Source organism: Streptomyces ferrugineus (assembly GCF_015160855.1).
Classification (GTDB): domain Bacteria; phylum Actinomycetota; class Actinomycetes; order Streptomycetales; family Streptomycetaceae; genus Streptomyces; species Streptomyces ferrugineus.
This window is the reverse complement of record NZ_CP063373.1, coordinates 2774547-2790494: the sequence shown is the minus strand read 5'-3', so window position 1 is coordinate 2790494 and position 15948 is coordinate 2774547. Positions and strand designations below refer to the sequence as shown.

Sequence of the window (15948 nt, the reverse complement as noted above, 5' to 3'; positions counted from 1 at the left end):
ACAGCTTCCAACGGATTCCCGCCGGGCGCCCCGGCCTTACGGCGCACGGTGCGCCATGCGCGCCTTCTAAGGCACTTTCCCGATCCGCACGCCCCCGCCTCAGCCGCACAGTGGCCAGGCATGACGACCACCACCTGGGCACTCCCGCGCGTGCTGCGCCACCGCAACGCCGGCCTCTACCTCGCCGGAGTCGTGGTCTCCGGCTTCGGCACCTCGGCGCTGTGGCTGGCCTCCGGCGTATGGGTGAAGGACCTCACCGGCTCCGACGGTCTGGCCGCGCTGTGCCTGCTCGCCATGTGGGCGCCCACCCTGGCCGGCCCGCTGCTCGGCACGCTCGCCGACCGCGTCCGCCGCAAGCCCCTGCTGATCGGCATGAACCTGCTCCTGGCCGCGCTGCTGCCGACCCTGTTCGCCGTCGACTCACCGGACCGCGTCTGGCTGGTGTTCGCGGTCCTGTTCGTCTACGGCGCCGCGGGCGTCGTCCATGACGCCGCCGAGTCCGCCCTCGTCGCGAACGCCGTCCCGACCTTGCTGCTCGGCGACTTCAACGGGCTGCGCATGACCGCGAACGAGGGCATGAAACTCCTCGCCCCGCTGGCCGGCGCCGGCGTCTACGCGGCGTACGGCGGCGCGCACGTCGCCCTGCTCGACGCGGTCACCTTCGTGCTCGCGACCGGCCTGTACGCGTGCCTGCGCGTGCGCGAGACCCGCCCCGAGCCACCGGCCGGCGGCTGGCGGGCGCGGACCGCCGAGGGCGCCCGCCATCTGTGGACGCACCCCCGACTGCGACCGCTCGTCCTGGCCGGCGGCACGACCATGCTGTTCGCCGGTCTCAACGGCGCGATGATCTACGCCGTCATCGACGGCCTCGGCCACGCCCCCGCGTACGCCGGTGTGCTGTACGCCGTCCAGGGCGCCGGTTCGGTGGCGATCGGGCTGCTCTCCGGCCCGGCGCTACGACGGCTCGGCGAGCGCCGTTTCGCCGCGTACGGCATCGCGCTCACGGCCGTCGCCGCCGCCCTGCGCGCGGTCCCGTCCGACCCGTTGGCCCTGGCGTGCAGCGCGGCGAGCGGCGTCGGGCTGCCCTGTGTGCTGATCGCCGCGCTCACCGCCGTGCAGCGCGAGACCCCGGACGCGCTGCTCGGCCGTGCGGCGGCCACGGCCAACACGCTCGTGTTCACGCCGAACGTGGTCGGGCTGGCAGCCGGGGCGGCCCTGGTCGAACTGCTCGACGTACGGCTGCTGTTGGCCGTACTGGGCCTGGTGTGGCTGGTGACGGCCCTGCCGCTGTTTCAGAGCGCGGCGAGCCCCTCGCGCACCGCCACCAGGTCGCCGTCCGACGCCAACCCGGCGTGATAGAGCCGGATCTCGGTGGCGCCCAGCTCACGCGCGCGTGCGGCGTCCGAGGCCAGCGTGCCGGGGCTGCCGCCCATCCCGGAGACCACACCGAGGTTGGCGGCGACGACCGCGCCGTCGCGGCCCTGCTCGGCGAACGGCGTGAGCAGGCCGGGGCCGTCCGCGCAGGGCACGACCACGCCGTCCGCGACGGACAGGATGTGCGCGGGGTCGACGCCGGGGTTGGCGCCGACGTGGTACGTCACCGGGTCGGCGTGCAGCAGCACCTGGAAGCCGTCGGGCGCGGCCCGGCGGACCGCCCGGACCGCCGCCTCCTGGAGCGTACGGGCGGTTTCGTCGCGCCACGCGCGCGTGGCCGCCGCCCTCTCCGAGCCGAGCAGCTTCTCGACCCCGGCCCAGCCCCCGTCGTCCGGCGCCCCCTGCCACAGCGGTTCGAGCGCGGCGCGTACGGCGGCCGCCAGCTCGTCGGCGTCCAGGCCCCGGTCGGCGTAGCCCGCCCGGCAGGTGGGGCAGAAGCACAGCGCCATCAGGTACATCCCGGCGTCGCCGAGCGGGACCCCGCCGGTCTTGTCGTGGGCGTGCAGGTGCTGCAGCCCGTACCAGCCGAGGGACTCCAGTTCGGTGCCGCGCACCCCGGGGCGTACGGCCGCCTCGGCGGCGAGGTCGACGAGGTACGCGCGCGTGGCGGGCTGTGCGATGCACGGGGCCCAGGGGTAGCGGTCGCCGTAGGCGTTGACGACCGAGGTGTGCGGATGCTCGGCGCCCAGGCGGGAGTTGTGCGCGAGGACCACCCAGGTGTGCACCTCCAGGCCGGCGGCCGTGAGCGCGGCGGCCGCCTCACCGAAGGCGTCGCCGGGCGCCCAGTCGCCGGCCGGGTACGGGCGCAGCTCGCGGCCCCGCCACCGGTCGTCCGTCGGGTAGAGCACGGCCGCGTGCTCGGCGGTGACGATGCGGTGGCGCGGGTGGCGTGGGGTGAGGGCGCGGGTGGAGTGGTAGGCGGCGGCGAGCGTCACCTGTCGCACGCCGAGGGCGGCGATCCTGCCGGGTGCCGCCGGGTCCCCGTTGACGTCCCAGGGGTAGACGAATGTCGACGCCTTCACTTGGTGTCCTCCGGCTCCTTCTCCAGCAGCGCGTAGCCGCGTTCGATCACCTGCGCGAGCTGCTTGACATGATCCTCGCTCGGTTCGTGCAGCGGCGGGCGGACCTCCCCCACGTCCAGTCCGCGCAGCCGTACGCCGGCCTTGACGAGGGCGACCGCGTATCCGCGGCCCTGGGCGCGCAGTTCGACGAAGGGGCGGTAGAAGCCGTCCAGGAGGCGGTTGACGGTCCTGTCGTCGCCCGATTCCAGCGCGCGGAAGAAGGCGAGCGCCAGCTCGGGGGCGAAGCAGAACACGGCTGAGGAGTAGAGCGGGACGCCGATCGCCCGGTAGGCGAGCTGGGTCTGCTCGGCGGTCGGCAGGCCGTTGAAGTAGAGGAAGTCGCCGGGGGCCGCGCCGCGTACGGCGCTGACGATCCGCTGCATGAGGTCCAGGTCGCCGAGGCCGTCCTTGAGGCCGATGACGCCGTCCGTGCGGGCCAGTTCGACGACGGTGTCCGGGGTGAACACGGCGTTGTCGCGCTGGTAGACGATGACGGGCAGCGCGGTCGCCGCGGCGATCTCCCGGTAGTGCCGCAGCAGCCCCTCCTGCCCGGCGACGACGAGATACGGCGGCATGGCGAGCAGCCCGTCCGCGCCGGCGCCCTCGGCGAGCCGCGCGTACCGCACCGCGAGGGCGGTGCCGTACCCGGCGCCCGCGACGACCGGCACGCGTCCGTCCGCGGCCTCGACGGCGGCCCGTACGCACGCCTCGTACTCCTCGGGTGTGAGCGCGTGGTACTCCCCGGTGCCGCAGCACGCGAAGACGGCGGCGGCCCCGGCCTCGACGCCGCGGCGTACATGGGTGCGGTAGGTGTCGAGGTCGACGGCGCCATCGGGGCCGTACGCCGTGACGGGGAAGAACAGGGGCCCGCTGGGAATGCTGAGTCGTGCGGCGAGGGGGACAGGCGTCACGGGCTCTCCCTAGGACGAGAACGGGTGAGTATCAGGAAGCAGTGCAGTATTCTGATCAGAGTTTACGTTTATGAACATGCACTACACCACCCTTGACGAGAAAGGGTGTTGATCCTTAACTAGTCCACGCATGTGAATACCGGGCACCCATACGGCCGCCGATCGAAGGAGTTCCGAGGATGCCAGCGCCCCGCACCGTTCTGCTCACCGGCGCCGCCGGCGGACTCGGCACCCTGATGCGGGACCTGCTGCCGGCGTACGGCTACGAGCTGCGGCTGCTCGACCTGCGCCCGATCGAGGGCGAGCCGGGCGCGATCGTCGCCGATCTGGCCGACCGGGACGCGCTGCGCGCGGCCGTGCGGGGCGTCGACGCGATCATCCACCTCGCGGGCATCTCCCTGGAAGCCCCGTTCGAGAAGATCCTCAAGGCGAACATCGAGGGGACGTACAACCTGTACGAGGCCGCGCGCACGGAGGGCGTCGGACGGATCGTCTTCGCCTCCTCCAACCACGCGGTGGGGTTCACCCCCCGCCCCCGAGGTGACGACCCGCTCATCCCCATCGACACGCCGCACCGCCCGGACACCTTCTACGGCCTGTCCAAGTCCTTCGGTGAGGACCTCGCCCAGTTCTACTGGGACAAGTACGGCCTGGAGACGGTGTCCGTGCGCATCGGCTCCTGCTTCCCCGAGCCGACCAGCGTCCGCATGCTCTCGGTGTGGATGAGCCCCGCCGACGGCGCCCGCCTCTTCCACGCGGCCCTGACCGCCGAGGGCGTCGAGCACACGGTCGTCCACGGCTCCTCCGCGAACACCCGCCTGTGGTGGGACCTGACCACCGCCCGCGCCCTCGGCTACGAGCCGCGGGACGACTCCGAGCCGTACGCCGAGAAGCTGATCGCCGAGCAGGGCGAGCTCGACCCGGAGAACATCGCGCACGCCTACCTGGGCGGCCACTTCGTGAGCGACCCGCCGATCTGGCCGTACTGACCGAAACGGGCGCGCGGAAAGGGCGGACGGGCACCGAACGGGCCCGTCCGCTTCCGTATTCGGGCATCCGCGCTGCCCGATCTCACGTCGCGATCTACGGCCGCCCAGGTCCGAGACGGTCACGCGCCGAGTCGAACGGGCATAAACGGGCAGCATCGACTCGGCAACAGGCCTGTTCAGTCCCGCTTTGCCGCTGTAGAACTTCCCCCATGGGCCCCACCGGGCCCGAACGGGCAACACGGTCCGATCACCCCGAGGCGATCGAGTCAGGCAGCACAGCACGGAAGCGGGTGTCGACGATGACGACGGCGAATACGGCGAAGACCGCCGAGGAACGCCAGCGTGAGATCGTGCGCCTCGCGCGGGCCACCGGCTCGGTCGACGTCACCGCGCTCGCCACGGACCTGGGCGTCGCCAAGGAGACCGTGCGCCGGGACCTGCGCGTCCTGGAGGACCACGGTCTGCTCCGCCGCACCCACGGCGGCGCCTACCCCGTGGAGAGCGCCGGCTTCGAGACGACGCTCGCCTTCCGCGCCACCAGCCACGTGCCCGAGAAGCGCCGGATCGCGGCCGCGGCGGCCGGGCTGCTCGGGGACGCCGAGACGGTCTTCGTCGACGAGGGCTTCACCCCGCAGCTCGTCGCCGAGTCCCTGCCCACGGACCGGCCACTGACCGTGGTCACCGCGTCCCTGCCGGTCGCGGGCGCCCTCGCCGAGGCCGAGAAGGTCTCCGTACTGCTGCTCGGCGGCCGGGTGCGCTCCGGCACGCTGGCCACCGTCGACCACTGGACGACGAAGATGCTCGCCGGCTTCGTCATCGACCTGGCGTTCATCGGCGCCAACGGCATCTCCCGCGACCACGGCCTCACCACGCCCGACCCCGCGGTCAGCGAGGTCAAGTCGCAGGCGATCCGGTCCGCGCGGCGCACGATCTTCGCCGGGGTGCACACCAAGTTCGGAGCGGTCAGCTTCTGCCGGTTCGCCGAGGTCGGCGCGCTGGAGGCGATCGTGACGAGCACCCTGCTCCCCGCGGCCAAGGCCCACCGCTACTCGTTGCTGGGGCCACAGGTCATCCGCGTCTGACGTCCGCGCCGCCCCAGGCGCCCCCAACCGAAGAGCCAGAGATCCCACCGACCCACCCCATAGGGCACTCCCATACCCACAACCGTCCCCTTTGTCACTAAATGTCCAGGAGCACCAGCATGCGAACCCAGAGCCGACGCGCGCCACGATCCATCCTTCTCGTGGCAGCCGTAGGGACGCTGATCACTCCGCTCGCCGCCTGCGCGGGCGCCGGCGGGTCCGGATCCTCCGACGGCAAGTCCATCAACGTCCTGATGGTGAACAACCCGCAGATGGTGGAGCTGCAGAAGCTCACCGCCGACAACTTCACCAAGGACACCGGGATCAAGGTGAACTTCACCGTCCTGCCCGAGAACGACGTCCGCGACAAGATCAGCCAGGACTTCGCCAACCAGGCGGGCCAGTACGACGTCGCCACCCTGAGCAACTACGAGATCCCGATCTACGCCAAGAACGGGTGGCTCCACTCCCTGGACGAGTACGTCAAGGGCGACACCGCCTTCGACCAGGACGACATCCTCAAGCCGATGACCCAGGCCCTCACCGCGGAGGACGGCAAGCTCTACGGCGAGCCCTTCTACGGCGAGTCCTCCTTCCTGATGTACCGCAAGGACGTCTTCGAGAAGGCGGGCCTGACGATGCCCGCCAAGCCCACCTGGAAGCAGGTCGCCGACCTCGCCGCCAAGGTGGACGCGGCCGAGTCCGGCATGAAGGGCATCTGTCTGCGCGGCCTGCCCGGCTGGGGCGAGGTCATGGCACCGCTGACCACGGTCATCAACACCTACGGCGGCACCTGGTTCGACAAGGACTGGAACGCCCAGCTGGACTCCAAGGAGACCAAGGAGGCAACGAAGTTCTACGTCGACCTGGTCCGCGAGCACGGCGAGGCGGGCGCCGCGCAGTCCGGCTACGCCGAGTGCCTGAACAACATGACCCAGGGCAAGACGGCCATGTGGTACGACGCCACCGCCGGCGCCGGCTCCCTGGAGGCCTCCGGCTCCCCGGTCAAGGGCAAGATCGGCTACGTCCCCGCGCCGGTCGAGAAGACCGACAGCTCCGGCTGGCTCTACACCTGGGCCTGGGGCGTCCAGAAGGCGTCCAAGAACGCCGAGAACGCCTGGAAGTTCATCTCCTGGGCCTCCGGCAAGGAGTACGAGAAGCTCGTCGGCGAGAAGATCGGCTGGGCCAACGTGCCCGGCGGCAAGCGGGCGTCGACGTACGACATCCCGGAGTACCGCAAGGACGCGGCCGCCTTCGCCGACGTCACCCGGGACGCCATCGCCAACGCCAAGCCGGAGGACCCGGGCGTGCAGCCCCGGCCCGCGCCCGGCATCCAGTTCGTCGGCATCCCCGAGTTCACCGACCTGGGCACCAAGGTCTCCCAGGAGATCAGCGCCGCGATCGCCGGCCGCCAGTCGGTGGACAGCGCCCTGAGCAAGTCGCAGAAGCTCGCCGAGGCCGTCGGAAAGAAGTACCAGTGATGACCGTGACGACTCCCCCCACCCGGGTCGCCGCCGCCTCCCCGCGGCCGGCGGCCCGGCGGCCGAACCGGATGCGCGCCTGGGCCACCCGGGCCCCGCTGCTGCCCGCGCTGATCTTCATGATCGTCGTGACCCAGCTGCCCTTCGTGGCCACCCTGGTCATCTCGTTCTTCGACTGGAACGCCCTCTACCCGGACGACCGCCACTTCGCCGGCTTCGCCAACTACTCGGAAGTGCTGAGCACACCCGAACTGCGCAAGTCGGTGTGGACGACGATCCTGCTGACCGCGACGGTCGTCCTCGTCAGCCTGGTGCTGGGCCTGCTGCTGGCCCTGCTGCTTGACCGCAGGTTCCGCGGCCGGGCAGCGGTGCGCACCATGCTCATCGCCCCGTTCCTGCTGGTGCCGATCGCGGCCGCGCTGCTATGGAAGCACGTGCTCTTCAACCCCGAGTACGGCCTGTTCAACGGCATCCTGCACTGGATCGGAGGGGACGGCGCGGTCCAGCCGGACTGGATCTCCGAGATGCCGCTGATCGCGGTCGAGGCCTCGCTGATCTGGCAGTGGACGCCCTTCATGACGCTGATCCTGCTCGCCGGGCTGCAGAGCCGTGACCCGCAACTGCTGGAGGCGGCCCGGGTGGACGGCGCGAACGACTGGCAGGTGTTCGTCCACATGACGCTGCCGCACATCCGCCGCTACATCGAACTGAGCGTGCTGCTCGGCTCGATCTACATCGTGCAGAACTTCGACGCGGTGTACACCATCACCTCCGGCGGACTGGGCACCGCGAACCTGCCGTACACCATCTACCAGACCTTCTACCAGGCGCACGAGAACGGACTCGCCTCGGCGGCCGGCGTCATCGTCGTCATCGGCTCGATCATCCTCGCGACCTTCGCCCTGCGCGTGGTGTCGTCCCTGTTCCGCGCGGAGGTGTCCCGCTGATGACCGCCACGCTCACCACCGCCGCCCCGCGCCCGTCCCGGCCGCGCGCCCGGCTCCAGGGCGCGGCCCTGGGGATCGCCGCCTGGCTGGCCGGCTTCCTCTTCGTCCTGCCCATCCTCTGGATGGTCCTGACGTCCTTCCACTCCGAGGCCGACGCGGCGACCAACCCGCCATCCGTCGCCGCCTCGCTCACCCTCGACGGCTACCGCGAGTTCTTCGGCGCGGGCGGCGGCGCCAGCCCCTGGCCCTCGCTGATCAACTCGGCGACGGCCTCGGTGGCCTCGACGCTGCTGACGCTGGCCCTGGCGCTGCCCGCCGCGTACGCGCTGTCGATCCGTCCGGTGAAGAAGTGGACGGACGTGCTGTTCTTCTTCCTCTCCACCAAGATGCTGCCGCTGGTGGCGGGACTGCTGCCGATCTACCTGTTCGCGAAGAACACCGGCCTGCTCGACAACATCTGGGCGCTGGTCATCCTCTACACGGCCATGAACCTGCCGATCGCGGTGTGGATGATGCAGTCGTTCCTCTCCGAGGTCCCGGTCGCGATCATCGAGGCGGCGCAGATCGACGGTGCGCGGCTGCCGACGATCCTGTGGCGCGTGGTCGCTCCCATCGCCCTGCCGGGCATCGCGGCGACGTCCCTGATCTGCTTCATCTTCAGCTGGAACGAGCTGCTGTTCGCCCGGGTGCTGTCCGGCGTGGTCGCCGAGACCGCCCCCGTCTTCCTGACCGGCTTCATCACCAGCCAGGGCCTGTTCCTGGCCAAGGTGTGCGCCGCGTCGCTCGTCATCTCCCTGCCGGTGCTCGCCGCGGGGTTCGCCGCCCAGGACAAGCTGGTCCAGGGCCTGTCGTTGGGAGCCGTGAAATGAAGGCCGCCGTCATCGAGTCCGTGGGCAAGGCCGTCGTCGCCGAGGTCCCGGACCCGACGCCAGGACCGCGCGACGTCGTGGTCGAGGTCGCGGCGTGCGGCCTGTGCGGAACCGATCTGCACATCCTCCAGGGCGAGTTCGCCCCCAAGCTGCCGATCGTGCCCGGGCACGAGTTCGCGGGCGCGGTGGTCGGGGTGGGCACCCAGGTCACGGAGCTGTCGGTGGGCGACCGGGTCGCGGTCGACCCGTCGCTGTACTGCTACGAGTGCCGCTACTGCCGTACCGGCCACAACAACCTGTGCGAACGCTGGGCGGCGATCGGCGTCACGACGGCCGGAGGCGCGGCGCGGTACGCGGTGGCCCCCGTGGCCAACTGCGTCAAGCTCCCCGAACACGTCCGCACCCAGGACGCGGCCCTGGTGGAGCCCCTGTCCTGCGCGGTGCGCGGCTACGACGTCCTGCAGTCCCGCCTCGGCGCACACGTCCTCATCTACGGCTCCGGCACGATGGGCCTGATGATGCTGGAGCTGGCCAAGCGGACCGGCGCGGCCAGCGTGGACATGGTGGACGTGAACCCGTCCCGCCTGGAGACCGCGCGCAGGCTCGGCGTCTCGGCGACCGCCGCGAACCCCGACGAGCTGGACCGCCCGCAGGGCTGGGACCTGGTCGTGGACGCCACGGGCAACGCGGCGGCGATCCAGGACGGCCTGGACCGGGTGGCCAAGGCGGGAACCTTCCTGCAGTTCGGGGTGGCGGACTACGCGACGCGCGTGACGATCGACCCGTACCGCATCTACAACCAGGAGATCACCATCACCGGCTCCATGGCGGTGCTCCACAGCTTCGAACGCGCGGCGGAACTCTTCGCGGGCGGCGTCCTCGACCCGGAGATCTTCATCAGCGACCGCATCCCACTGGACCGCTACCCGCAGGCGCTGGAGCAGTTCGCGTCCGGGGTGGGGCGCAAGATCGTGGTGGTGCCGTAGGCCCCGGCGGAGGCGCTGCACCCGTTTGCCAGGTAAGGGAACGGTAAAGCGCCTCCGCTCGTTCACCGGGCATGACAGCTATGACCCCCGGCTCGAACATCCCTCTCTCCACCGCGCGTGTGACGGTGGACGTCGCCGCCCCGGTGCGGCTCGACGTATCGGGCCTGCTGCTCACCGCCGACGGCAAGGTGCGCTCCGACGACGACTTCATCTTCTACAACCAGCCGAGCGGCCCCGGCGTGACGTACCGCTCGGGCGGCGGCACCGCCCCCGACGCGATCACCGTCGACACCGCGGCCGTCCCGCCCGGCATCGAGAAGATCGTCGTCACCGCCAGCCCGGACGCCGCCGGCCAGACCTTCCAGGGCATCGAACCGACGGCCACCATCCGCAACGCGGACGACAACAGCGTCCTGGCCACGTTCACGCCCCCGCAGCTCGGCACCGAGACGGCACTGGTGATCGTCGAGGTCTATCTGCGCAACGGAGCCTGGAAGGCCCGCGCGGTCGGCCAGGGCTACGCCAACGGCCTGGCCGGCATCGCCACCGACTTCGGCGTCACGGTCGAGGAACCGGCCCCGGCCGCCCCCGTGGCCCCGCCGCAGCCCACCATGCAGCCCCCGGTCACCCCGCCGGCCCCGCCGATGACCACTCCCGCCGCTCCCCCGGCCCCCGCGGCGCCGCCCGCCCCGCCCGCGCCGGGCGCCGGGAAGATCAACCTCGACAAGGGCCGGGTCAGCCTCCAGAAGAACCAGACCGTGTCCCTGGTGAAGGGCGGCCGCCCGCTGCTCTCCCAGGTCAAGATGGGCCTCGGCTGGGAGCCGGCGTACCGCGGCAAGGACATCGACCTGGACGCCTCGGTCATCGCCTACGGCCCGCAGCGCAACCACATCGACAGCTGCTACTTCGGCAAGCTCCAGATCGTCAACGGCGCGATCCGCCACTCCGGCGACAACCTCACCGGTGAGGGCGGCGGGGACGACGAGGTCATCACCGTCGACCTCGGACGCCTGCCCCAGGAGGTCACCGGCCTGGTCTTCACGGTCAACTCGTTCTCCGGCCAGAAGTTCACCGAGGTCGCCAAGGCCTACTGCCGCCTCCTCGACGCGGGGACCGGCGAGGAGCTGGTCCGCTTCGACCTCACCAACGCCGAGGCGCAGACGGGCGTGATGATGGCCAAGCTGATCAGGCAGTTCTCCGGCGAGTGGGAGATGACGGCCATGGGCGACTTCGTGAAGTCGCGGACCGTGCGGGGGATGGTGAAGCCCGCGGCGCAGGCGCTGTAGGCAGTCGTACGACGTCCAGGGCGCCCCCGGCGAAGGGGGCGCCCGGTGGTCACAGAGGCCCTCAGGCGGTATCAGGCGGAGGCCCGCACGACCAGCTCGGGAATGACCCAGGCATCCGCGCCGCTCATCGGCTCCTCGCCCGCCCTCAGCCGGGCCACCTGCTCGACGGCCAGTCGGCCGAGCCGCCGCTTGTCGAGGTGCAGGGTGGTCAGGGCGGGCTCCACCAGCTCGCCCAGCGACAGTCCGTCGAAGCCCAGGACGGCCAGATCGTCCGGGACCCGCCGCCCCCGGCGCCGGGCGGCGCGCATCGCGCCGACGGCCATGAGGTCGTTGAAGCCGAACACCGCGGTGATCTCGGGCCGTCTGTCGAGCAGTCGCTCCATGCCGGCCTCACCCCCGGCCACGCTGTGCTCGTCGCACAGCTCCGTCCAACCGTCGTCCACGGGCAGACCGTGCCGCCGGGCCTGCTCCAGGAAGGCCTGCCGGCGCGGACCGGGGCCATGCACGCCGTCCAGCATGCCGATCCCGCGGTGCCCCGCCCCCACCAGGTGCGCCATACCCTGTTCGAGCCCTGCGGCGGCGTCGATCCCCACGGCCGCGAAGCGGGTCTGCTGCGGGCCGCGCTCCAGCAGCACCAGCGGCACCCCACCGAGGTGGCGGGCGAGCACGTCGTCCGGGCTCTTGAAGTAGCCCACGACCGCGTCCGCCTGGTGGGAGAGCACGTCGAGCGCCTCGCGCTCCCTGCTCTCGTCGATGCGGGAATCCCACACCACGACCTGCCACCCGCGCTGCTCGGCCGCCTCCAGCACGCCGGCGGCGACCTCGGGGAAGAACGGATTCATCAGATCCGGAATCACCAGTCCCACCGCCACGGTCCCCTTCTGCACGAGGCCGCGCGCGAAACGGCTTGGGCGGTAGTCCAGCAGCCGCGCCGCCTCCAGCACCCGTTCCTTGGTGGCCGGGTCGATCTCGCCTTTGTCGTTGACCGCGCGGGAGACCGTCTGACGTGACACTCCGGCCAGCCGGGCGACGTCATGGATCGTGGCCCGGCGGCGGGTGCCGTCGGGCTGGTCGACACTCGGCTCCCGCTGCTGATCGTCCGCCAACACGCTGTGCACTGTATCCGGCCAGGTGGGCACCACGGCAGGCCTCGCGGATGGAACGGCCGGGAAGGGCCGGGCGGCCGCCTAGAACAGCGCGCTGTACGCGTTCAGCGCCGGCTGCCCGCCGAGGTGGGCGTACAGCACCGTCGACTCCCGCCCGATCTCCCCGCGCGAGACCAGGTCGATCATCCCGGCCATCGACTTGCCCTCGTAGACGGGGTCGGTGACCATGCCCTCGGTCCGCGCCGCCAGCCGCATCGCCTCCAGGGTGGGCTCGTCCGGGATGCCGTAGACGCCCGCGTGGTACCGCTCGTCGAGCTCGACGTCGGCCTCGGTCAACTCGCGCTTGACACCGATGAGTCGGCCGGTGTTCCCGGCGATCCGGGCGATCTGCTCACGGGTGGACTCGGGCTTGGCCGAGGCGTCGATGCCGATGACCCGGCGCGGACGGCCGCCGGCCTCCTCCAGGGCGGCGAAGCCGGCGACCATGCCCGCCTGGGTGGAGCCGGTCACCGAGCACACGACCACCGTGTCGAAGAAGACCCCCGACTGCCGCTCCTGCTCGGCGACTTCGTACGCCCACCCGGCGAACCCGAGGCCGCCCAGCGGATGGTCGGAGGCGCCGGCGGGGATGGCGTACGGCTTGCCGCCGGACTCCTCCACCTCCCGCAGCGCCTGCTCCCAGCTCTCCTTGAAGCCGATCCCGAACCCGGCGCGCACCAGTCGGACATCGGCTCCGGCGAGGCGGCTGACGAGGATGTTGCCGACCTTGTCGTAGACGGAGTCGGGCCAGTCCACCCAGCTCTCCTGGATCAGCACGCACTTGAGACCGGCGCGGGCAGCCACGGCGGCGACCTGGCGGGTGTGGTTGGACTGCACACCGCCGATCGAGACGAGCGTGTCGCACCCCTTGGCGAGCGCGTCGGCGACCAGGTACTCCAGCTTGCGGGTCTTGTTGCCGCCGTAGGCGACACCGGAGTTGCAGTCCTCGCGCTTCGCCCAGAGCGAGGCGCCGCCGAGGTGGGCGGTGAGGCGCTCCAGCGGATGGACCGGCGAGGGGCCGAAGAGCAGGGGGTAGCGGTCGTACGAGGAAAGGGACATGGGTCCTCCCGGGTCAGTCGTCGGCCAGGTCCACGAGGTCGGCGAGGCTTCGCCAGATCTCCGCGGTGACGCGGACCGCCGTGTCCGTGTCACCGCACGCGCAGGCGTCGATGAGCTGCTCGTGCAGTCGGGCCGAACGGCAGTTGCCGCCCTCCCCGAAGCGGCGGCGCTCCAGCCGGCGGATGAGCGGGGTGTAGCGGGCGACGGTGGCGGCGGCCGCGCGGTTGCCGCTCACCCGGACCGGTACGTCGTGCAGTTCGTCGTCGGCCCGCAGGGCGAGGTCCACTTCGCCGGCCGCGACGGCGGTGGCGAAGCGCTCGTTGGCGGCGCGCATGATCTCCACGTCGGCGGCCATGAGCCGGGGCACCGCGACCCGTGTGACGAGCTCGTGCATGGCGCCGACCACGGCGGCCGCGTCCCGCACTTCGGCGGCCACGACCGGCGTGACCCGGGTGTAGCTCTGCGGCTTGCTCTCCAGCAGCCCCTCGTCCACGAGCCGTGAGAACGCCTCGCGCACCGGCGCCCGGGACAGCCCCAGCCGCTCGGCGAGGTCGGCGTCCCGCACCACCGCGCCGGGTTCGAGCTCACCGGCGACGATGGCGTCCCGGATCGCCGCGCACGCCTGGTCCCTGAGCAGGGTCCGACCCACGGGTCGTATCGCCTCCATGAACTGAAATGTTAGATGTCAGTTCGCGAGGCGGACAAGGGTACGGAGATGAGAGTGGCCCGCACTCCCCACGTGGTGCGGGCCACTCTCCCCCGAGGTGCTTCCGCCTCAGGCCGCCCAGGGCCAGTCGGCGTCCCGGGCGGCCTCCAGCAGCGGCACCATCCGGAAGGCGGCGTCCGACAGACCGCCGAAGGTGTGCCGGTCGCCCTGGCCCGACGGGCCGTGGCCCGCCCGGTACCCGGCGAGGTTCCAGGTGTAGACCGGCACCTGGGCCGGGACCTGCTCGGTCGGGTCGCCGTGGTGGCTGGGCGCGTACTGCTCGTCGGTGACGATCAGCACCCGGTCGTGTCGGCGGTAGTGCCGGCGCACCGCCTCGGTGGTGTTGGTGCCGCCGAGGTCCCCGAAGCGCTCCAGCACCTTCAGCACCGACTCGCCACGGCGGAAGGAGATCCGGCCGCTGTCCGATCCGAACTGCACCAGGTCCGCGTCCGCCGCCCGCAGCGCGAGCGCCGTGCCGAAGATCGCCGCCGCGTCGGCCCGGTTGAGCTCCGAGCGGTCGGACAGCCGCGACCAGAACATCGAGCCCGAGCGGTCGACGAGCACCAGCGTCCGGCCGGGCAGCGCCGGCACATTGGCCAGCGAGTGGCCGAGCGCCTGCTCCAGCGGGTACGCCCAGCGCAGCGAGGGCGCGTGCTGGTACGCGGCGAGGTACCGGAAGGGGAACTGCCGCGACCGTACGACCTCCGCCGGGTCGCTGATCCGGGCGGCGACCCGGGCCGCCACCTCGTCGGAGACGCCGGCCTCGTCGAAGTTGCGCAGATTCCGTACCAATGCCATGGCGCCCATCGACGGAATCACTGCCTCCCAGGCCTCCTTGTCCATCGGGCCCTGGAGCCAGCCCGCCAGCGCCTCCCACGTCATCCCGGCCGCGGCGAGCCGCTCGGCGCCGTCCGCCGAGGTGACGACGGCCCTCCGCGCCTCGACGGGCAGCGCCATCAGCTCGCGGTGCGCGGTGAGGACGGTGCTCGACGCGGGCGGTACCGCGGTGTCCGGGTTGTGCCGGCGGTCGAGGGCGTATCGGAAGAGGTCGCCCTGCCACGGCTTGTCCGGGTCCGGGGCCGCGTGCACCAGGTTGAGGATGTCGCCGAAGCGGTAGCCCTTGGACGCGGTGTCGTACTTCAGCAGCGACTTGCCGTGGTACAGCCGCCGTACGGCGTCGGCGACGCCGCGCTTGACGGGCTTGGGCACGTTGCGGCCGTACAGCGCCGTCCAGTACGCGAGCAGTTCGCCGGGCTCGTCCGGGCGCTGCAGGACGGAGGCGATGACCTGCCGGTTCGACGGGCCGTCGGTGGCCCCGGCGTCCAGGCGTGCCTTGACGTACTCGGCGGCGCCCACGACCGAGGCGGTACGGAGGTTGCCCTGGCCACGCAGCCAGCCGAGCAGGCCGGCCGTCCACTCGGGGTCGGTGACGGCGAGCTCGCGCACGAGCCGCGCGAACCGGTCGTCGCGGTCGGCGCCGGTCTCGTAGAAGGTCCGCTGGGAGACGAGGTTGGAGACGGCGAGCAGGAAGAGCTCGGAGCGCGCGTCGCGCTCACGGCCGCGGCCGCCCTCGTAGGTGCGCAGCACGCGTCCCGTCGATGTCACCCGAGAAGTGGGCTGCGGCTTGGCGGCGGCCCGGGTGTTGAATCGCGCCATGGTGAATTCCCCCGAATTCATTCGTGTTTTCGGAGGGAGGCGCAGCAAGAGGAGGGTGCCCGAGATCGAAGTCGGTCGCGGTGCTTATAAACTGGCGCGTCTGCCGTTCCGCCACATCGACCCTGAGTCGATGACGGGATTCGAACCCGCACGAGGGTAATTCCCCCCACCAGTTCCCGAAGTATCCGCTGCCTGCGCACCGGGCACCCACCATGAGCTGCGCCTCCCGAGATCAAGTCGGCTGCGGCTGGGATTCTTTGAAGAGAAGAAGTAGCCGCGGCCATCGCACCGGAAGGTGCATGAAGTTGTGGTGTCCAGAGATCGAGGTCGGCGGAA

Annotated in this window: 14 protein-coding genes; 8 read left to right on the top strand and 6 right to left on the bottom strand. The window is 71.4% G+C overall.

Annotated features, from left to right (window positions below):
- The first annotated feature begins 120 nt into the window (after positions 1 to 120).
- On the top strand, positions 121 to 1356 hold the full coding sequence (locus IM697_RS12705; protein WP_194047634.1) for an MFS transporter: 1236 nt from the start codon (positions 121 to 123) through the stop codon (positions 1354 to 1356).
- Here IM697_RS12705 and IM697_RS12700 read toward each other — a convergent pair.
- Positions 1293 to 2456 carry a hypothetical protein gene (locus IM697_RS12700; protein WP_194047632.1) on the bottom strand — a complete coding sequence of 388 codons (1164 nt, stop codon included), beginning with the start codon at positions 2454 to 2456 and terminating at the stop codon, positions 1293 to 1295. The two genes, IM697_RS12705 and IM697_RS12700, sit on opposite strands and share 64 nt — an antisense overlap.
- A complete protein-coding gene (locus tag IM697_RS12695; RefSeq protein ID WP_194047630.1) occupies positions 2453 to 3406 on the bottom strand; it encodes a 5-dehydro-4-deoxyglucarate dehydratase in 954 nt (317 codons plus the stop codon). Before IM697_RS12695 ends, IM697_RS12700 begins: the two co-directional genes overlap by 4 nt.
- Before the next feature lie 179 nt (positions 3407 to 3585).
- On the opposite strand from IM697_RS12695, the gene IM697_RS12690 reads away from it, so the two are divergent.
- From IM697_RS12690 to IM697_RS12660, 7 genes are all read left to right on the top strand, one after another.
- Positions 3586 to 4395, top strand: coding sequence for an NAD-dependent epimerase/dehydratase family protein (locus IM697_RS12690; RefSeq protein WP_194047628.1), 810 nt, complete (start codon positions 3586 to 3588; stop codon positions 4393 to 4395).
- A 299-nt stretch (positions 4396 to 4694) separates the two neighbouring features.
- On the top strand, positions 4695 to 5477 hold the full coding sequence (locus IM697_RS12685; protein ID WP_194047626.1) for a DeoR/GlpR family DNA-binding transcription regulator: 783 nt from the start codon (positions 4695 to 4697) through the stop codon (positions 5475 to 5477).
- 119 nt (positions 5478 to 5596) lie between these two features.
- Positions 5597 to 6958 carry an ABC transporter substrate-binding protein gene (locus IM697_RS12680; protein ID WP_194047624.1) on the top strand — a complete coding sequence of 454 codons (1362 nt, stop codon included), beginning with the start codon at positions 5597 to 5599 and terminating at the stop codon, positions 6956 to 6958.
- A complete protein-coding gene (locus tag IM697_RS12675) occupies positions 6958 to 7905 on the top strand; it encodes a carbohydrate ABC transporter permease (RefSeq protein WP_194047622.1) in 948 nt (315 codons plus the stop codon). Before IM697_RS12680 ends, IM697_RS12675 begins: the two co-directional genes overlap by 1 nt.
- A complete protein-coding gene (locus IM697_RS12670) occupies positions 7905 to 8774 on the top strand; it encodes a carbohydrate ABC transporter permease (RefSeq protein ID WP_194047620.1) in 870 nt (289 codons plus the stop codon). The genes IM697_RS12675 and IM697_RS12670 overlap by 1 nt, the downstream gene beginning before the upstream one ends.
- Positions 8771 to 9760 carry a zinc-dependent alcohol dehydrogenase family protein gene (locus IM697_RS12665; RefSeq protein ID WP_194047618.1) on the top strand — a complete coding sequence of 330 codons (990 nt, stop codon included), beginning with the start codon at positions 8771 to 8773 and terminating at the stop codon, positions 9758 to 9760. The genes IM697_RS12670 and IM697_RS12665 overlap by 4 nt, the downstream gene beginning before the upstream one ends.
- A gap of 80 nt (positions 9761 to 9840) precedes the next feature.
- Positions 9841 to 11046: a TerD family protein gene (locus tag IM697_RS12660; RefSeq protein WP_194049691.1), complete on the top strand. Its 1206-nt coding sequence runs from the start codon at positions 9841 to 9843 to the stop codon at positions 11044 to 11046.
- A 71-nt stretch (positions 11047 to 11117) separates the two neighbouring features.
- On the opposite strand, the gene IM697_RS12655 is transcribed toward IM697_RS12660, so the two are convergent.
- The 4 genes from IM697_RS12655 to IM697_RS12640 all read right to left on the bottom strand — a co-directional run bounded on the left by IM697_RS12655 (position 11118) and on the right by IM697_RS12640 (position 15612).
- Entirely contained in the window at positions 11118 to 12164 is a 1047-nt protein-coding gene (locus IM697_RS12655; protein ID WP_407699625.1) for a LacI family DNA-binding transcriptional regulator, read from the bottom strand.
- Positions 12165 to 12233: 69 nt separating this feature from the next.
- Complete coding sequence (locus IM697_RS12650) at positions 12234 to 13250, bottom strand: 1-aminocyclopropane-1-carboxylate deaminase (RefSeq protein ID WP_194047614.1); 1017 nt, start codon at positions 13248 to 13250, stop codon at positions 12234 to 12236.
- A 13-nt stretch (positions 13251 to 13263) separates the two neighbouring features.
- Positions 13264 to 13917, bottom strand: coding sequence for a GntR family transcriptional regulator (locus tag IM697_RS12645; RefSeq protein ID WP_194047612.1), 654 nt, complete (start codon positions 13915 to 13917; stop codon positions 13264 to 13266).
- Positions 13918 to 14025: 108 nt separating this feature from the next.
- Entirely contained in the window at positions 14026 to 15612 is a 1587-nt protein-coding gene (locus tag IM697_RS12640; protein WP_194047610.1) for a TROVE domain-containing protein, read from the bottom strand.
- Positions 15613 to 15948 lie beyond the last annotated feature (336 nt).

What these genes read in the sequence shown, in the direction of transcription:
- IM697_RS12640 (WP_194047610.1), bottom strand. Translation starts at nt 15,612, where the DNA reads ATGGCGCGATTCAACACCCGGGCCGCCGCCAAGCCGCAGCCCACTTCT.
- IM697_RS12705 (WP_194047634.1), top strand. Translation starts at nt 121, where the DNA reads ATGACGACCACCACCTGGGCACTCCCGCGCGTGCTGCGCCACCGCAAC.
- IM697_RS12680 (WP_194047624.1), top strand. Translation starts at nt 5,597, where the DNA reads ATGCGAACCCAGAGCCGACGCGCGCCACGATCCATCCTTCTCGTGGCA.
- IM697_RS12670 (WP_194047620.1), top strand. Translation starts at nt 7,905, where the DNA reads ATGACCGCCACGCTCACCACCGCCGCCCCGCGCCCGTCCCGGCCGCGC.
- IM697_RS12685 (WP_194047626.1), top strand. Translation starts at nt 4,695, where the DNA reads ATGACGACGGCGAATACGGCGAAGACCGCCGAGGAACGCCAGCGTGAG.
- IM697_RS12650 (WP_194047614.1), bottom strand. Translation starts at nt 13,250, where the DNA reads ATGTCCCTTTCCTCGTACGACCGCTACCCCCTGCTCTTCGGCCCCTCG.
- IM697_RS12690 (WP_194047628.1), top strand. Translation starts at nt 3,586, where the DNA reads ATGCCAGCGCCCCGCACCGTTCTGCTCACCGGCGCCGCCGGCGGACTC.
- IM697_RS12645 (WP_194047612.1), bottom strand. Translation starts at nt 13,917, where the DNA reads ATGGAGGCGATACGACCCGTGGGTCGGACCCTGCTCAGGGACCAGGCG.
- IM697_RS12665 (WP_194047618.1), top strand. Translation starts at nt 8,771, where the DNA reads ATGAAGGCCGCCGTCATCGAGTCCGTGGGCAAGGCCGTCGTCGCCGAG.
- IM697_RS12660 (WP_194049691.1), top strand. Translation starts at nt 9,841, where the DNA reads ATGACCCCCGGCTCGAACATCCCTCTCTCCACCGCGCGTGTGACGGTG.
- IM697_RS12675 (WP_194047622.1), top strand. Translation starts at nt 6,958, where the DNA reads ATGACCGTGACGACTCCCCCCACCCGGGTCGCCGCCGCCTCCCCGCGG.